Annotated in this window: 12 protein-coding genes and 5 pseudogenes; 2 read left to right on the top strand and 15 right to left on the bottom strand. The window is 54.4% G+C overall.

Annotated elements, in window-relative coordinates:
* Positions 1–134: 134 nt before the first annotated feature.
* Positions 135–530: pseudogene (locus GA0004734_RS22110) on the top strand (transposase); the annotation flags it as partial.
* A 55-nt stretch (positions 531–585) separates the two neighbouring features.
* Positions 586–762, top strand: a complete 177-nt coding sequence (locus tag GA0004734_RS22105; protein ID WP_092937892.1) for a DUF6429 family protein — start codon at positions 586–588, stop codon at positions 760–762.
* A 37-nt stretch (positions 763–799) separates the two neighbouring features.
* On the opposite strand, the gene GA0004734_RS22100 is transcribed toward GA0004734_RS22105, so the two are convergent.
* The 15 genes and pseudogenes from GA0004734_RS22100 to GA0004734_RS22030 all read right to left on the bottom strand — a co-directional run bounded on the left by GA0004734_RS22100 (position 800) and on the right by GA0004734_RS22030 (position 15,257).
* Complete coding sequence (locus GA0004734_RS22100) at positions 800–2,500, bottom strand: IS66 family transposase (RefSeq protein ID WP_092937890.1); 1,701 nt, start codon at positions 2,498–2,500, stop codon at positions 800–802.
* 45 nt (positions 2,501–2,545) lie between these two features.
* Positions 2,546–2,884, bottom strand: a complete 339-nt coding sequence (tnpB, locus tag GA0004734_RS22095; RefSeq protein ID WP_092935686.1) for an IS66 family insertion sequence element accessory protein TnpB — start codon at positions 2,882–2,884, stop codon at positions 2,546–2,548.
* 11 nt (positions 2,885–2,895) lie between these two features.
* Positions 2,896–3,003: pseudogene (locus GA0004734_RS26535) on the bottom strand (IS66 family insertion sequence element accessory protein TnpB); the annotation flags it as partial.
* Positions 3,004–3,180: 177 nt separating this feature from the next.
* Entirely contained in the window at positions 3,181–4,770 is a 1,590-nt protein-coding gene (locus tag GA0004734_RS22085; RefSeq protein ID WP_092932082.1) for an IS66 family transposase, read from the bottom strand.
* A gap of 53 nt (positions 4,771–4,823) precedes the next feature.
* Positions 4,824–5,177: an IS66 family insertion sequence element accessory protein TnpB gene (gene tnpB, locus GA0004734_RS22080; protein WP_060716621.1), complete on the bottom strand. Its 354-nt coding sequence runs from the start codon at positions 5,175–5,177 to the stop codon at positions 4,824–4,826.
* Positions 5,170–5,295 (bottom strand): annotated as a pseudogene (locus GA0004734_RS26530) (IS66 family insertion sequence element accessory protein TnpB); the annotation flags it as partial. The gene tnpB (GA0004734_RS22080) and the pseudogene GA0004734_RS26530, both read right to left, overlap by 8 nt.
* Before the next feature lie 76 nt (positions 5,296–5,371).
* On the bottom strand, positions 5,372–5,986 hold the full coding sequence (locus GA0004734_RS22070; RefSeq protein ID WP_092930651.1) for a plasmid pRiA4b ORF-3 family protein: 615 nt from the start codon (positions 5,984–5,986) through the stop codon (positions 5,372–5,374).
* Between the two features lie 2 nt (positions 5,987–5,988).
* On the bottom strand, positions 5,989–7,641 hold the full coding sequence (locus GA0004734_RS22065; protein WP_092935760.1) for an IS66 family transposase: 1,653 nt from the start codon (positions 7,639–7,641) through the stop codon (positions 5,989–5,991).
* A gap of 47 nt (positions 7,642–7,688) precedes the next feature.
* Positions 7,689–8,024 (bottom strand): IS66 family insertion sequence element accessory protein TnpB, encoded by a 336-nt coding sequence (tnpB, locus tag GA0004734_RS22060; RefSeq protein ID WP_092930653.1) that lies wholly within the window; start codon positions 8,022–8,024, stop codon positions 7,689–7,691.
* A gap of 11 nt (positions 8,025–8,035) precedes the next feature.
* Positions 8,036–8,410, bottom strand: a complete 375-nt coding sequence (locus GA0004734_RS22055) for an IS66-like element accessory protein TnpA (RefSeq protein WP_245292462.1) — start codon at positions 8,408–8,410, stop codon at positions 8,036–8,038.
* Between the two features lie 133 nt (positions 8,411–8,543).
* Positions 8,544–8,855: pseudogene (locus tag GA0004734_RS22050) on the bottom strand (transposase); the annotation flags it as partial.
* Positions 8,856–8,898: 43 nt separating this feature from the next.
* Positions 8,899–9,057: a transposase gene (locus GA0004734_RS22045; RefSeq protein ID WP_245292607.1), complete on the bottom strand. Its 159-nt coding sequence runs from the start codon at positions 9,055–9,057 to the stop codon at positions 8,899–8,901.
* 140 nt (positions 9,058–9,197) lie between these two features.
* Positions 9,198–9,374 (bottom strand): annotated as a pseudogene (locus GA0004734_RS22040) (transposase); the annotation flags it as partial.
* Positions 9,375–9,494: 120 nt separating this feature from the next.
* Positions 9,495–11,180 carry a glycosyltransferase 61 family protein gene (locus tag GA0004734_RS26740; RefSeq protein ID WP_175386618.1) on the bottom strand — a complete coding sequence of 562 codons (1,686 nt, stop codon included), beginning with the start codon at positions 11,178–11,180 and terminating at the stop codon, positions 9,495–9,497.
* Positions 11,181–11,243: 63 nt separating this feature from the next.
* Positions 11,244–15,257: a glycosyltransferase gene (locus tag GA0004734_RS22030; protein WP_139056322.1), complete on the bottom strand. Its 4,014-nt coding sequence runs from the start codon at positions 15,255–15,257 to the stop codon at positions 11,244–11,246.
* Between the last annotated feature and the right edge of the window lie 491 nt (positions 15,258–15,748).

Below are 15,748 nucleotides of genomic sequence, written 5' to 3'. Positions count from 1 at the left end.
ACTCGAAAAGCCTTCAACAATATCGATACCTTGCAAGCCGCCGGGTGATCGTGAGCGATGGGGTGGACGCTCCCACTCAACGGCATCTTTGTGCCAGAATGGTTGTGTTTGAACCATTAGAAGGGAGAGCGTCCATGGAAACGGTTAGCATAATCGGCCTGGATTTGGCGAAGAGCATAATTCAAGTTCACGCGGCGAGCGCTGATGGCTCGGTGCTTCTTCGGCGGAAGATCTCGAGCAAGAAGTTGCTTGCCTTCCTGTCGGAGGTTGATCCTTGCACAGTGGCGATGGAAGCATGTGCCGGAAGCCACCATTGGGGTCGTGAGATTGCCAAGCTTGGGCATCGAGTGAAGTTGATCGCGCCAATTTACGTCAAACCGTTCGTTAAGCGTCAGAAGAACGATGCGGCCGATGCGGAAGCCATCTGCGAGGCGGCAATGCGACCGACTATGCGTTTCGTCGCAGTCAAAAGCGAGGAGAAGCAGGCTGCGGCGACAGTATTCAAGGTGCGTGACCTTCTCGTGCGACGTATCCATCCGAGCAGGGCCGCATGATTTTGGGTGCCGCGCGTGGTAACGTCGGTTCATGGAGATCGATGAGGACAAAATCGATGATGCCGTTCTGGCGCTGCTATGGCTGACGCTGCATAACGAGCGTTGGGCCTGGAAGGGTTTCGACTGGGCAACGACGGATCGGCTTCACAAGAAGGGCTTGATCGGCGATCCAGTCAACAAGTTGAAGTCATTGATCCTGACCGATTAAGGCTTGGCGCGTTCGGAAGCGTTGTTCCAGGAGCTGTTTACGCGGCCGCCGCAATAACCGTCTCTTTGTGGGCCTTCCATTGCCAGGGCAGCAGTTCGTGCAGGCGGGAGACGGGAAGATCGGCGATGCGGGCGAACACATCGGCGAGCCACGCCTTTGGGTCGACGTCGTTGAGACGGCAGGTCGTGATGACGCAGAGCATGATGGCGGCACGATCGGCCCCACGCTGGGAGCCGGCGAAGGTCCAGTTTCGACGCCCGAGTGCAATTCCTCTCAGAGCGCGTTCGGCCGCATTGTTCGTGAGACAAATCCGGCCATCGTCGAGGAAACGCGCAAAGCCATCCCAGCGCTTCAGCATGTAATCGATCGGCTCGATCACCTCGGACGATTTGCTGAGCGTGGCGCGCTCCCGTTTCAGCCACGCGTGCATGTCATCGAACAGCGGTTTGCTGTTTTCCTGCCGCGCGGCCAATCGTTCTGCGGCGCTCAATCCATTGATCTGGCGCTCGATCTCAAACAGCGCGTCGTACCGTTGGACGGCCTCCAGGGCGATCGGCGAGATCGGCTTGCCTTTGCGTTTGCGGTCGCGGGCACTTTTCTGGATGTCGGCCAACTCAAAGAATTTGCGCCGCGCGTGCGCATGGCAAAAGGCGAAGGTGATCGGTACGGCTTTCTTTTCGGCGACACTGAGCGGTTCGAAGCCATTGTAGCAATCACTCTGCAGAATGCCGCCATACCCGGCCAGGTGCTTCTGCGGATGCTCGCCGCGCCGGTCGCTCGACGCATAGTATATGGCCGCCGGTGCAGCCGCGCCGCCGTAGGGCCGGTCATCGCACACGTAGGTCCATATTCGCCCGGTCGTGCATTTGTCTTTGGCCTGAATGGGAATAGTGGTGTCGTCGCCAAAAAGGCGCTCGGCCGCGAAGACATGCGCCTCGATCAGATCAAAGATCGGCAGCAGCGCGGCTGTCCCATACCCGACCTGGTCGGCCAACGTCGAGGTCGAAAGCTCGATGCCCTCGCATTTGAACCGGGTGCTCTGCCGGTTGAGCGGACTATGCATGCCGAACTTATCGAACAAGATCGTCGCCAGCAGATGAGGACCGATGAAGCCACGCGGCGTGGCATGGAACGGCGCCGGCGGCTGGCTGATCGCCTCGCAGTCCCGGCAGGTAAATTTTTCCCGTACGGTTTCGATCACAATAAACCGGCGCGGGATCTCCTCCAGCGTTTCGGTCATATCCTCGCCCAGCTTGGAAAGCCGGGATCCGCCACAGCATGCACAAGTGCTGGGAGGATCGATGACCACACGCTTGCGTTCTACATCCTCCGGCCAAGGCTTTCGCACCGGCCGCTTGCGTGTGAACGAACGTACGCTCGCGGTCTTGGCGGCAGCAGCCTGCGCTGCAACCTCGTCCTCTGTCGCGGCCATCACCAGCTCCTCGAGCTGCAATTCCATCTGGTCAAGCAATCGCGCGGTGCGTTCGGAACGCTTTCCGCGAAGCTCCCGCCTCAGCTTTTCGATCGCCAGCTCCAGTTTGGCGATCAACGCCTCGCTGTCGGACAGCATCGCCTGGGCATTGGCGGCTTGCGCCACCGCAATGTCCCGCTCGGCGACGACAGTATCGCGCTCGGCAACAACGCCATCATGTTCAGCCTGCAATATTTCACGCTTGGAAAGCAGCGCCAGATAGGCGCTCGCAAGGTCCGCAGGAAGATCCAAAGGCTTCGAAGTCATGAAGCCATTCGATCAGATTAACTCAATATTTTCAATGTAATAATGCTATCCGACCCGTGTCGGTCGCCAGGTTTCCTGCGGATTGCGCCAGTCGATCCCGGACAACAAATAGGACAATTGCGCCGGTGAGATCGCTACCGCCCCGCCCTCCATATTCGGCCAGATAAACCGGCCCTTCTCCAACCGCCGGGTAAAAAGACAGGCACCCAGACCATCATGCCAGATGATCTTCAGAATATCCGATCTGCGCCCCCTGAAGACGAAGAGATGCCCTGACAACGGATCGTGCTTCAGAACCTCCTGAACCCGAAGCGCCAGCGACGGAAAGCCACAGCGCATGTCCGTGAACCCAGTCGAAAGCCAGACCTTGACGCCTGTTCCCATCGGAAAAAGGTTCACCGCAGCGCCTCCAGTCCGCGCAGGATCCGAAGCAGCGCCTCAACGTCGACATCGCGGTCCACGATCACGCGACGACCGTTCGCGCTGACAACATCCATCCGGCCGACGGTGGGCAATGACCCTGCTGCTGGCTCTACCTCTGGGACAAGCAGCGCGGGGACAAAGCCGCTCACAGGCGACGCAACATCCAGTTGCCACGCTCGTAAGCGCAATTTTCGATGCACCTTGACGGCTGCGGCAGCGCTGAACCGCCGTCACACCGATTTTGATATCCAGCTCTATTACGCCGCAGTGGTCGTGGCGTAGTTGAACGGCAGCAGGTCGTCGATTTCGGCCGCTTCGTCCCGCTGCGGCAACTCAGTGAGCACATAGCGCAGCCAGGTGAGTGGGTCGACGCCACATGCGCGGCAAGTCAGCATCAAACTGTAGACCACTGCGCTGGCCTTGGCTCCGTCAGCGGTGTCGCTGAACAGCCACGATTTTCTTCCTGTCGCAAAGACCCTGATGTCACGCTCCAGAATGTTGTTATCGATCGGCATCCTGCCGTCGGTGATATAGCGCGTCAGATAATCCCATTGGTTGAGGGTGTAGGACACTGCATCGCCGAGCTTTGTATCAGGCATAATCTTCGGCGCGATGTTGTCAAGCCATGCCTTTAGAGCGTTCAGGACCGGCAAGCTGTGCTGTTGCCGGAAACGGCGAATGCAATCGGCCTGCGTTTCATCGGCGTCGGGCTTTTTGTCTCGCGCCTGTTTTTCGATCCGGTAGAGCTGCTCGAAGAACCGGAGTGCCTGTTCCGGCGGTCCGCCTCCATTCTTTCTGGTTTTGAGTGCCTCGACAAAGCGCCGCCGGGAATGAGCCATGCATCCGACATGGGTGGCATCATCGAAGGTGCGCCAGGCTGTGTAGCCATCCGTCATGAGTATGCCGCGGTATTTGCCAAGGAAGGTTTGTGGGTGAATCTGACCGCGGCCGGGCTGGTAGTCGAGAAGCACGATCGGCTCGTCACTGTCCTCGCCGCTGCGATAAGCCCACATATACGATGTGCTGGTGGCTTCCTTATTCTTTTCCTTGAGGACCTGAACGGTCGTCTCATCACCGTGAATGAGAGGCTGCGACCTGAGCCGCAATCTCAGCGCATCATAGATGCGGTGAAGATGCTTCTCGCTCGAGCCGATCACCCAGTGAGCGAGAGCGCCTCGGCTGATCGGAACGCCGGCACGCTCGAATGTCTGAGCCACGCGGTAGAGCGGCGTGCCATCGACGTATTTGTGGACGAGCGCGAAAGCCAGTGTCGAGGCGGTGGCGATGCTGCCCGGCAGGGGCTGCGTCGGCATCGGAGCGATCACGACAGGCGTATTGATCCCGGTGCGGTCGCAATGGCGGCAGGCATACTTGAACCGCACGTTCTGCAGGACTTTTGCCTTGACCTCGATATGGAGCTGCTCGGTGACGGCCTCGCCCATGCGATGCATTTGACTGTCGCAGCAAGGGCAAGCTTTCTGATCGTCGGCAAGGTCATATTCGACACGCTCGCGTGGCAAATCTTCCGGTAGAGGCCTTCTGCCACGCTTCTTTCCCGTTGTGCTTTGGACCACCGGCAAGCCTGTATCCGGGAGATCGGCGGCCGCGTCGCCATAATCAGGATCATCCTCGTCCGCGGCCTCTTCGGCCTCGTTGAAGATGCGATCAATGTGCTTTTCGCTGCGGGGGGCAAAACGATGGAGCCTTGCAAGCGCCAGTTCTTCTTCAAGCTTGACGACCCGCTGCGAGAGGGCCTCCTTCTCGGCTTTGAGCGCAGCAATTTCGGCGGCGTTGGCCGCCAAATGCGCCATCAGCTCTGCAACGCTCAGTTCGCCGGTTCGGGTCATCCCAGTTTTGAATCTGAGCCGTGCTGCCGCGTCAATAGCTCAATTCGCCACCTTTAGCCGGCGATCTGATACTGCCGCACGGGATGGCGGATCATCGCATCGATATCGATCCCGTCGAGGATCCAGTGCAGTTGCTCGGTCGTCAGTGTGACCACCGTCACCTCTCGGCGCGGCCATCGGAACTTGTCTTCGGTCAACCGCTTCAGGATGAGCACGAAGCCCGAGCGATCGAAGAATAGCAGCTTCACCCGGTCACGCCGGCGGTTGCAGAAGGCAAACACTGCAGGAGCAAACGGGTCCAGCGCCATCGTCTCCTGGACCAGGACCGCAAGGCTGTTGATGCCGGCCCGGAAGTCGATCGGTTCGCGATGCAGATAGACTTGAAGATCAGCGCCAAGCTTAAACATGACCCAGAGCTCCGATGATTGCCGTCAATGCGTTGAGATCGCGGCACTCCAGCGTCAATCTCACACCATTCGGCAATGATACACTCACCTTCGCTGGAGAGGTCAGCGGGTCGCTCCTCTCGTAAGCATCCGAGCAGCCACGCGGCATTAACGCGCGCGAGTGACTGCAAATCGGCTATAACGATGATGTTGGTTCAAAGTGCGGTGTTAGGCGTAGCGGGTGGTGAGGCTTTCCGGCGTGATCGACGCGCCCATTTCGCAGTGAGGTTTTCCACGGCTCTGTTGAGATCAGCGAAGGCTGCATTGTTTGGGTCGAAGTCTTTGGCGCCCAACCATTCGACAAACTCGGCGTGCCGTTCATGAGCGGGGTCGGCGAGCGCCTCGCGGAATTCCTGGTATCCCCACGGACCGCCAACGTCTTCAGGCGGGCAGCGCCCCATTGCCTCGATCAGCATTGGATCTGCAAGTGCGACGATGGGGAACGTGCGCTCGATCTTGATGCTGTGCGTCCAGCCGTCGCCGAAGTCATAGTGGTATTTGAAAGATTTCGCACCGGTGTCCTGGATTGCCGACAGGAGCGAGACCTTGCGGGCATCGAGTGGACCATCCCCCCATTCCAGATCGGGCAAACCAAAGCCAACGTCACGGATCTGGAATTCGTAGAGGTGGGTGTTCGTCCAACCCATCGCGGCCTGCAACACCTCATGCAACCGGCTAAGCCGGATGCGCCACGGCACGACAATGCGCCGTATCACGGTCGGTTCGACATGATCAAGGGTGACCTTCAGACGGACGAGAGAAGAGGCCATTGTCAAGCTGCCAGCATGAGGGCGGAGTTTTCGGCCTGGCGCATCCGCTTCCACTCCCAGGGGAGCAGTTCCGGCAGACGCGAGGCAGGCAGGTCGGCGATACGAGCAAGGACATTGGCGAGCCAAGCCTTTGGGTCTACGTCGTTCAACCGTGCGGTCATGATCAGGGTGAGCATGATGGCAGTGCGATCTGCGCCCCGGTCTGATCCGGCGAAGAGCCATGCTTTTCTTCCGCAAGCGACACCGCGCAGCGCTCTTTCCGCAGCGTTGTTCGTCATGCAGGTTCTGCCGTCATCGACATACCGGGCAAAGTCAGCCCAGCGCGACAGCATATAGTCGATCGGTCCGGCCACCGGCGATGAGCGCGATAGGCTGGCCCGCTCGGTGCGCAACCATTCTTCCATATCGCCCAGCAATGGCTTGCTCTTGTCCTGGCGTACGGCAAACCGCTCGGCCGCGCTCAGGCCGTTGATGTCGCGCTCGATGGTGAACAAGGCATCGATGCGCTTTACGGCTTCGAGGGCTACCGGCGAGATCGGCTTAGCGCCTTTGCCGCGCCGAGCGTTGCGAGCGACATCGGCCAGCTCGAAGAACTTGCGGCGTGCGTGGGCGAAGCAGAACGCGGGTGTTGCCGGCATCTGCTTCCTCGCCCTGTCGAACAACGGATTGAAGCCGTTGTAGCAATCAGCCTGAAGGATGCCGCTGAAGTCGGCTAGATGCCTTTGCGGGTGCTCGCCGCGCCGATCGCTGGAGGCGTAAAAGACCGCCGCCGGCGGTGCAGGCCCGGCGAACGGCTGATCGTCGCGCACGTAAACCCATATTCGCCCGGTTGTGCATTGGCCTTTGGCCAGGATCGGGATCGTCGTATCGTCGCCATGAAGCCGCTCAGCCTGGAACACATGTGCCTCGATCAGGTCGAAGACCGGCTTAAGGGCGAAGGTGACGTGCCCGACCTGATCGGCCAGCGTCTGGGTCGACAGATCGATGCCCTTACATTTGAACCGCGTGCTCTGGCGGTTCAGCGGGATGTGCTGCCCGAACTTGTCGAACACGATCGTCGCCAGCAACTGAGGGCCGATGAAGCCGCGCGGCGTGGCATGGAACGGTGCGGGAGCCTGACTGATCGCCTCGCAATCGCGGCAGGTAAACTTCTCGCGCACCGTCTCGATGACCTTGAAGCGGCGCGGGATCTCCTCCAGCGTTTCCGTCACATCCTCGCCCAGCTTCGACAGCCGCGAGCCGCCACAGCAGGCACATGCCGTCGGCGCTTCAATGATGATGCGTTCGCGCTCGACGTCTTCAGGCCATGGCTTGCGCACCGGCCTCTTGCGGGCGAAGGCGCGCACGGACTGCGTTTTGGCCGCGGCCTCTTGGGCGCCCAGTTCGTCCTCCGCGGCCGACGCCACGAGCTCCTCGAGCTGCAATTCCAACTGATCGATCAGCCGCTGTGTGCGCTCGCGGCGCGGCCCATGCTTCTCGCGCTCCAGCTTGCCGATCAGCAGTTGGAGATGCGCGTTCAGCGCCTCGATGCTCGACAGCTTCGCCTTCGCATTGGCCGCTTCCGCCTCGGCCTGAAGCCGGGCTGCGCGCTCGGCCAGCAGCGCCGCATGAGCGCTGGCAAGGTCCGATGGCAGTGAAAGCGGCTGCAATGTCATGATGACATTCAACCAGATTTCTCAATAATCTCAATGCAAAAATGCAGTTAGACCCGGCTAGGGCGCCAAGTTTCCTGCGGCGCGCGCCAGTCAATTCCAGACAGCAAATAGGAAAGCTGCGCCGTCGAGATGGACACCACACCATCGGCCATCGAAGGCCATATGAACCTGCCCCTTTCAAGCCTTTTAGTGAACAGGCAAGCCCCCTGGCCATCGTGCCAGACGACCTTGATCAGGTCACCACGCTTCCCCCTGAAGCAGAACAGATGACCGCCCAGCGGGTCGTGCTTCAGCACCTCCTGCACCCGTAGCGCCAGCGATGGGAACCCACATCGCATGTCCGTATGGCCCGTCGAAAGCCAGACCTTGACGCCTGTTCCCATTGGAAACGGATTCACCGTAGCGCCTCCAGTCCGCGCAGGACCCGAAGCAGCGCTTCAACGTCGACGTCGCGTCCTACGTTCACACGGCGACCATTGGCGCTGATAACCTCCATAAGCCCACTTTGTGTCATCAAAGAATTGGTCGGCGCAACAGCCGGCATGCCTGGCTCCGGGACCAGCAGTGCAGCAATAAACCCTTCACTCCGGCCATTGCTGAGCCGTCCCTCACGGGCTGCTTTACGCCAATCGTTCAACTGAAAGCGTGTGATCCCATGGCGACGTGCTGTCGCCGTGACCTGACGCGGGGCGGAATAACTCTCTGCCACGATCGCAAGTTTGACCTCGTTGCTGAAACGGCGACGCCGCCCGCTATCGACAATCTCCATGCGGCTAACTTGGGGCCGCTTCTCTATTGGTAAATCCACGGTTCTCACACTGTCTATATATTGACGTCCATATAGACAGAGCATCCAATTCGCCTCACTTCTCAGCAAGACGGCCTTCCTCGGAAGCTTACCTCCTCTCCGTCGTCGGCAATCGCTCTTCGCGATCCGTGGCAGGCATCTCAATGTCGAACTCGCTGCTCGGGGCGGCAATCTGAACTGGAATAAACGCAGATGTCGAAGACGGCGATAATGGATGTGCCGGGGTATGTTTCCTGATCCATTTCCAAACGAGGTTCGCGTTGACCCCGTGTTCTCGCGCCAGTTTCGATACTGATGCGCCGGGTTCAAGGCAGGCCGCAACAAGGCGATCTTTCGAACCTTGATCGAAGCGCCGTCTTCCATTCCGACCAACCAGCCGCACAGCAAGTTTTTGACCTTCACCCATACTTGGTGTCCACCTTTTTTAAGTGGACACCTCATGCCAAAGCTCACTCAATTACAGAAGGTGCGGAGAAATTCGCGCTTACCCACGCTCGTGCGAGCCGGCGCCATTCATATAACTGCGAGCGCGATATGCCATGTCGCCGCGCCGTCGTCGCACACAAGCCAGGTTCCGAATAGCTCTCGGCGACAATCTGCAGCTTCATCTCTTTGCTGAAGCGACGACGTCGCCCGCTATCGACAATCTCAAGTCGTTCCATTCCGCACTGTCCATATTGACGTCAATAAGGACAGTCAGTGCCAGATCCGACAGCTCCTACAAGGCGGCCCACCTCGGATGCGTACATTTTGGTGCTCGAGCTACCGCTTGAACACGCAAGTCGCGGTTCTCGACGTACTCGCGGTACCAACCCCTCAGAGCATTCTTTGTGGGATAACCCAACTGCCGAATGGTTGCCTTGAGCCGCTTGCCAAGCCGGATGTAGAGCTCAACGGCTCGAAGTCTGTCTGCGTAGGAATACATGAACTACCTCCTGCTGGTGGTCGAAGTTTTCGTCCGCACCCCCACCGGCTCAGTTCCGCATGAAAACCAACACTCTGGGACATAAACCCAGATTCGCAAATCTGAACGTAAATGTGAATCTTATGATTGCGCCAGTGCTCTAGCGGTGTATGACTTACCCATCGCGTACATGACTTTCCCGACAAGATCCGCGTTTGGGATATAACGCGATGTCAAGAAACGTCCGTCAGTCGGTTTCATGACTTCTATTTCCTCTGGATAGAGATATGTAACATCCACCGAAGAAAGCTTATCAAGAAGAGCAAAGTTACTGTTAATGTCTCGCGTTGGATTCAAAAGAATCAATTTCGGCGGATTTCTGATAAATATTATATTATGCACAAAGGATCCACCGCTACCGATTAAGACAGACGAATTGTCGAGAACAGAGAGTTGCTCTGTAAAAGATAGCGACTCCGGATAAATAATTGGCACAGCATTCTCTGACATTACCTCTTCAATTTCATGTTCGTTAACGAATCTACCTACACCACCTTTGAGTTTTTGCTTCGAGTAATACACTATATCGCGCTGTTGTGGGCTAGCCTTATTAGGAACTATAATATCTCCAATCGCAAGACACATCTCGCGATATTTCGGGAACGCGTAATTTTGCTCCATCAACGATGATTGAGGGATTAGAAGTGTCGGAAATATGCGCGGCTCGTCGAACTTTATAAAATCTGTACTTCGCAAGCCCATGACGCTAAAGATGTCTGCGATGAAAGAAATCTCAAAAAGCTCTTCAGGAGTTTGCTGCCCATGGTACACCAACTTGAAGGGCATAGTCACGCCATCGAAGATTGGCCAAAAACGAGGCAGTGAGTTTATGAGGAAATGGCCAAAATGCGAGTTAATTCGGCCCACATAGATATATAATGCATCGTCCATAACTATGGGCTGAAATTCATCTCTTGATATCGGCGATACATCCTGGTTATGTGTGATGCATTCAGGTCCCCGAAAGTCAACCGCGTCTGCAATGTTGCTTCCATTGATATCGTAGACCCCCCACTGACCTTCTAGTAGGAGTGGGAGATAAAGCACCGATTTGTGTTCGCCGGTGTGAGGGTGGTCTGATCGGATGTCAGCTGAACCCCATAGAGCATGGCAAATCGTCAGTTTTGCTTTGTCGCTTCCGACGAATAGTGAATTAATCATATTCGTCCTCTCTATATACTGCGCAAAATCGCCAGCACTCAGCCCGGTAATTGCAGGTATATGTTCCTTTAGTTGCGCGTCGTCCCAGTTCCACCAAGCGATCCGACGGAGCTTCATTATAGTGTCGCCGTTGAATCGATAACGTTTTAGCCGCGCCGGGTTACCTGCCACAATGGCATATGGCGGAACGTCTTTCGTTACAACTGCAGAGGCGGCTACTATTGCGCCGTCTCCGATAGTAACTCCAGGCAAGACTGTGCAATTTGCTCCCAGCCAAACGTCGTTTCCAATCACAATGCCATTTGCCCGGGTTTCATGGTCAGGAAGCCCACGTTCTGCGCCGGGCCAGAAGCCACTGAGGGTTCGGAAAGGATATGTACTTGCGAGGTCCGTTCGATGGTTGCCGAGGATCAAGGTCGTATTATGTGCGATTGAGCAGAATCTACCTATAGAGAGTGCACCCCACTCATGCTCCATAACCATTGGATTGCCGTAGCTATGGCTTCCTATTTCCCAACCATAACGATCTATTAAATTCGATAGATAACGTTTCGTTTCGTACTCAAAGTCCATTTTAACTCCTGCATCGAGATAGGAAATTTGCATATCCCATCGCCGTTGTTTGCGGCGAGCCTAAAAGCTAAGCTGCTGTTCAGTTGTCGCGTAGGCCTACTTAGTAGGATCAGCAATTACTCGCCTGTATAATGCAGCTAGTTCGTCGGCTTGGGAGGACGCCTTTCGAAGAGTGATGCGATGAGCGGGTGGTTTGCTATACTTCGTTTTATCCCCGTCGATTTTGTGCAAAACCTCCGAGATTGGTCCCACCGTTGAGACGTCAATTATAAATCCGTTCTCGCCGTCCGTGACATCCGCGCCCACTGCGCCACGATCTGATGCAACCACCCAGCAGCCACACGCTAATGCCTCTCTCGTCACGAGCCCAAAACCTTCAGGCCATACCGAAGGAGCTAGTAGGACATCTATTTCCGAATAGAGCTCACCTATGTTTTCCTGTTTAGTGCGCCCGCGGAAAGTGACTTTGGTCTTGCCCCAAACTTCAGTGCGCTCGACTCCAGACGGAAGAGTCGCATCTATAACTAACAGTTCAACATTTTCTAGCTGGTTTGACATAAGTCCGTATTTTACGAGATGGAAACCTTTATGTCGCTCCATGCCTCCGATGTGCGCTAGCCTCACACGACCGCGATCAGATGGTTTTTTCGGCAAGGCTGTTACTGTTGGAGCACCATTTGATATAGTTAGCACGTTTGGTACGCCGGCTTGTTTATATATTTTAGAAAATGCGTCTGAAATCGCAAGAACATGCTGAGCTCCGAATAAGGCTTTCCGTAGAAGCGCCGCACGTGAATTAATGCCCGCAGAAAAGCCACCAATGAGATCGTCCGCTGTCTGATACTCATATAGCTTAACTTTGTCGTTCTCATCTAAGAGGAACTGCTTATCCGAAATCCACCAACCATCGTGAGCCGTTATGACGTAAGGGATTTTTCGGTCGTAAGTAGTGTTAACGGCTGAAGCAGTGAGTCTCTGTATGCAATGGAAATGAATCATGTCGGGTCTGATAACGTCTAAGAGATTTGAGAACGCTTCGCCCATTTTGGTATGAACTGGATTTGAGTCGATGTCTGGCTCAGATGGGGCTGTCACGGCAAAAACTCGGACCCCGTCGATTGAGTAAACCTCGTGTGAATATGGGTCTTTCCCACCTTCCAAGGTGCAAATGATGTCGATCTCAAATTCGTCTCCATATTTTGCAAGTAAATCTAGAACGTTGTCACGAACAACTCTGGTGGCGCCTCCTATTGATTGTGGTGGGTAAAAAACGTTTACTATCAGAAGTCTTTTCTTTTTAGGTACTGTGGCTGAATCTAGTATCGTCTTCAAATTGACTGAAAGTGTCGGGATGCCGTATTGTTCAGTTGCAACAGAGTTAGCGGCAGCACCCACCGCGCTACGAAGGTTTCGGTCATTCACCAAAAGTTCAAGCGTGTTATAAAAATCTTCAGTCGTGTTACATAGATAACCAGTCGCACCGTGCTTGATTACCTTAGCGTGCGTATCAGTTCGGCTGACTATCGAAGGTATGCCAAACATAGCAGCCTCGAGCCACTTTATCTCGCTTTTTGCGTTATTCACGACCGAATTCGACAAGACTGCTAAATTTATGTCCATTTTGGAGAGAATTTCCCAATACAGACCAACGTCCCATACCGGGGGCATCATTGTCACATGTTTTCTTATTGACTGAAGCTTCTCGGTCCACTCAAAATATCCAAGCAGATAGATATGTACGCGACCAGAGAATTCGTAAGCTAGTCGAACGAGGGCGGGTTCCAGTATATCGTAGAAATCCTCTTTGTGAGCCTTAGTGCCAGATCCGTAGAATACACGGCATACATCATCAGGCTGCCTATTTGAAGTTGGTCTAGCCAGCGCAGTATAGTGCTCATGGCCTAGTCCATTCGGATGGACAGACACTAGCCCTGTCCTCACGTGTTTTGCAACCAGCGACGCGAGGGTAGGTGTAGATACAATTCCATAGTCACAAAGAGACATCGCGTGGCGGAACAACGGCACACCACATGCAATCTCCGCATGCTGCTCTGCAGTGATTGCACCGGCGTAAGTACTTAACGGCGGCGGGAACTCATTTTCATCAAAAATTAAGTCATCGATATCGTAAAAGGACGGGATACCCATATCATTCACGAGAGTAATTGCATCGATGACGGATGGAAATCCAGGAACTCTAAAGAAAATTACAGCGTCGTAATTACCAACTTCGGACACAAAATTACTCAGTTCAGTGTTATAGCCGAACGCTTTAACCGTTAATCCCGCATGCGCAAGCTGCTGCAGCTTTTGGTTGACACGGTACAGCTTGCATTGCGCGATATCGTAGCTTGCTACTAAAGCAACTCTCTGTATCGTTGCTGATCGATTTTCACAGGATACCGTACGTTCAGTACATAGATCTAGTTGTAATGCTATTTCGGATTGCGTAGCTTTGTAGCCCCTGATCAGCGCGCGGGAAGGAGCGCCGTCCCAAGACGATTCGAATAGACTCCGTGCTTGAGCTTGCTTTAGTTTTCTGATGTTGACGTCGCCAGGAAACTTAAGGCTCGCGCTTGCCAAAATCTTTGTAGCTTGATCGGGCTGACCGAGGGCTTTGTAGGACGTGCTGAGCGTCAAATACGACCATATGTCTTCACTCCCTTCCGAAATGGCCTTTTCTCTTAGTGCTACCGCGGACCCAATGTAACCTGCTCGCTCAAGCTGATCACTCTGATGTTGCAGGACCTTCGACAACATCGGCATAGAGGACGAGACGTTCTGATAAATTCTATCGGCGAGTTGTGGATTTCCGCCAAGTGCGTACCTGTCTGCCACCTTGGCCATAAACAAGCCCATCGAAGGAGAATCAATTTTGATTTCCACAATGGCAGGATGCCCCGCGGTGAGCATATGGGTTGCTATGTCATTGAGGGTCTGCGACACTAGTCCGGCGTTTAGCGCGTATAAACTTAGAGCCGTTTCAAAATCTTCCGGCAGTGCCACATTCACTCTTGAAGAGAGCCAAGCCCCCAGATTAGGAGAATAGTCGCGTTTGATTCCGTTGTGAAGCCAGTCCGCGTACAAAACACTCGGTGACGGCATGCGCTCAGCTAGATTAGCGTGATAAACCGAACCGTAGTAATCAGCATCGAACCTCATCTCATAACTAATATCTATTGACGAGAAGCGGCCTATCCGCCAGAAATGATCGATACACGTCCAGCGATCATGTGATAGAAATTCTTTATCTTGAACTTTACATCGGTAATATTCATGGTCGAAAAGATCGAGAAATTGCCTTTCGTCGATTTTATTATAAATAGCCCATTCTTCTTCGCTCAAAAAATATGCGTCGTCTTCAGAAGGTCGCTTTTTTCGCAACAGGGGAACCACATCACTTGCACGGATATCATTTGGCAATTCGAGGTCATAATATGATGCAATGAATGCACTATCGACGTGCGTAGGATCGCCAGACCGCCCTTCTTCTATGCCAAACTCGAGAAAGTGTACAAGCGCCAGAAATGGATCGTGTTTGGTAGCTTCAGCTATGTCTGGATTCTTTACCATGTACGAAATGATATTGAAACTCGAGTTCAACATTGCTCCGCGCGGATGATGATGTCGAAGCTGGCGGATTGACTTGGTTTCGAGTAGAGTTGTGACTGCTTCAACCCAACTGTCGCGCTGGGTGTCGTTGAGTAGGCGAAATTGCGTATCGAGGAGGTTCATATCGTAGTCGAGTCGTTCATGTACAGGTTCGCCGATGTCACGAACATCTTCATTGTCAATTTTAATGGAACGTTGAGTGTCCCTCACATTGTAGCTGTAACGCCGGTTTTCTTTCTGCCCGTAATCCAAGAAATGGATGATGCCCTCGAATGGCCATTGAATAGATTCCGCGACATCCTTATTCAGTTCTAAATAAGTGAATACGTCAAAGTTCGGCGGCAAATCTGGCAGTGCGCTCAATTTCCGCAGCGCATCTTCCGGACTGCTATAGAGGCCGGACGGATACCCAGTGCTTTCCCAGTGGCGCTGCAAATCCGTGTCTGTCAAATCATATCCAAGTGAATTATATTGTTTATAGAATTCAAGATCCAGCACAGTAACCCCTGATGTACTAATTCGTACTTGGTGAGATGTTATTTAGCACGCTATTCGTCGATTTGGTGACTAAACTGATTAGCCGCTACTGCTAGCAGTACTATAAGCCGAGCTGTTCGTTGTCAATCTAAGCCGCCGTCAATCCATGATGTGCGGCGAATATGAACTGAATTGACGGGGTTTTCTAATCGCCGCTGGGGGGCAAGCGTAAAGGCGTTGAGGCGGTCCTGCCGCGTACAAGGTTGTCTTCGCGGTCCACATAAGCGCCGCGTGATGGAGCTTTGTGGGACGAGCCTTCTATGTGGATGACGCATTCAGCTGCCACAGCGATGCAACCCATCCAACGAAATGACTTGTGTTCCGGCGTGCAAAATTGGCCTGACTCAGTTTTGATGCAGTTGTGACGATGCTGCTTTGCTGGTTTCCACAAAGGAATCAGCCTGATGAGCACCAAGTGTCGACCCTCTGATTTGGTACCGGCTGGTTTTATC

It is taken from the genome of Rhizobium sp. 9140, from assembly GCF_900067135.1.
Classification (GTDB): domain Bacteria; phylum Pseudomonadota; class Alphaproteobacteria; order Rhizobiales; family Rhizobiaceae; genus Ferranicluibacter.
Note: the sequence above shows the minus strand (reverse complement) of the source record. Positions and strands in the feature narration are given on the sequence as shown.

Coding starts and splice junctions, on each gene's coding strand:
- GA0004734_RS22105 (WP_092937892.1), top strand. CDS start 586: ATGGAGATCGATGAGGACAAAATCGATGATGCCGTTCTGGCGCTGCTA.
- GA0004734_RS22100 (WP_092937890.1), bottom strand. CDS start 2,500: ATGACTTCGAAGCCTTTGGATCTTCCTGCGGACCTTGCGAGCGCCTAT.
- tnpB (WP_092935686.1), bottom strand. CDS start 2,884: ATGGGAACAGGCGTCAAGGTCTGGCTTTCGACTGGGTTCACGGACATG.
- GA0004734_RS22085 (WP_092932082.1), bottom strand. CDS start 4,770: ATGACCCGAACCGGCGAACTGAGCGTTGCAGAGCTGATGGCGCATTTG.
- tnpB (WP_060716621.1), bottom strand. CDS start 5,177: ATGTTTAAGCTTGGCGCTGATCTTCAAGTCTATCTGCATCGCGAACCG.
- GA0004734_RS22070 (WP_092930651.1), bottom strand. CDS start 5,986: ATGGCCTCTTCTCTCGTCCGTCTGAAGGTCACCCTTGATCATGTCGAA.
- GA0004734_RS22065 (WP_092935760.1), bottom strand. CDS start 7,641: ATGACATTGCAGCCGCTTTCACTGCCATCGGACCTTGCCAGCGCTCAT.
- tnpB (WP_092930653.1), bottom strand. CDS start 8,024: ATGGGAACAGGCGTCAAGGTCTGGCTTTCGACGGGCCATACGGACATG.
- GA0004734_RS22055 (WP_245292462.1), bottom strand. CDS start 8,410: ATGGAGATTGTCGATAGCGGGCGGCGTCGCCGTTTCAGCAACGAGGTC.
- GA0004734_RS22045 (WP_245292607.1), bottom strand. CDS start 9,057: ATGAAGCTGCAGATTGTCGCCGAGAGCTATTCGGAACCTGGCTTGTGT.
- GA0004734_RS26740 (WP_175386618.1), bottom strand. CDS start 11,180: ATGCAAATTTCCTATCTCGATGCAGGAGTTAAAATGGACTTTGAGTAC.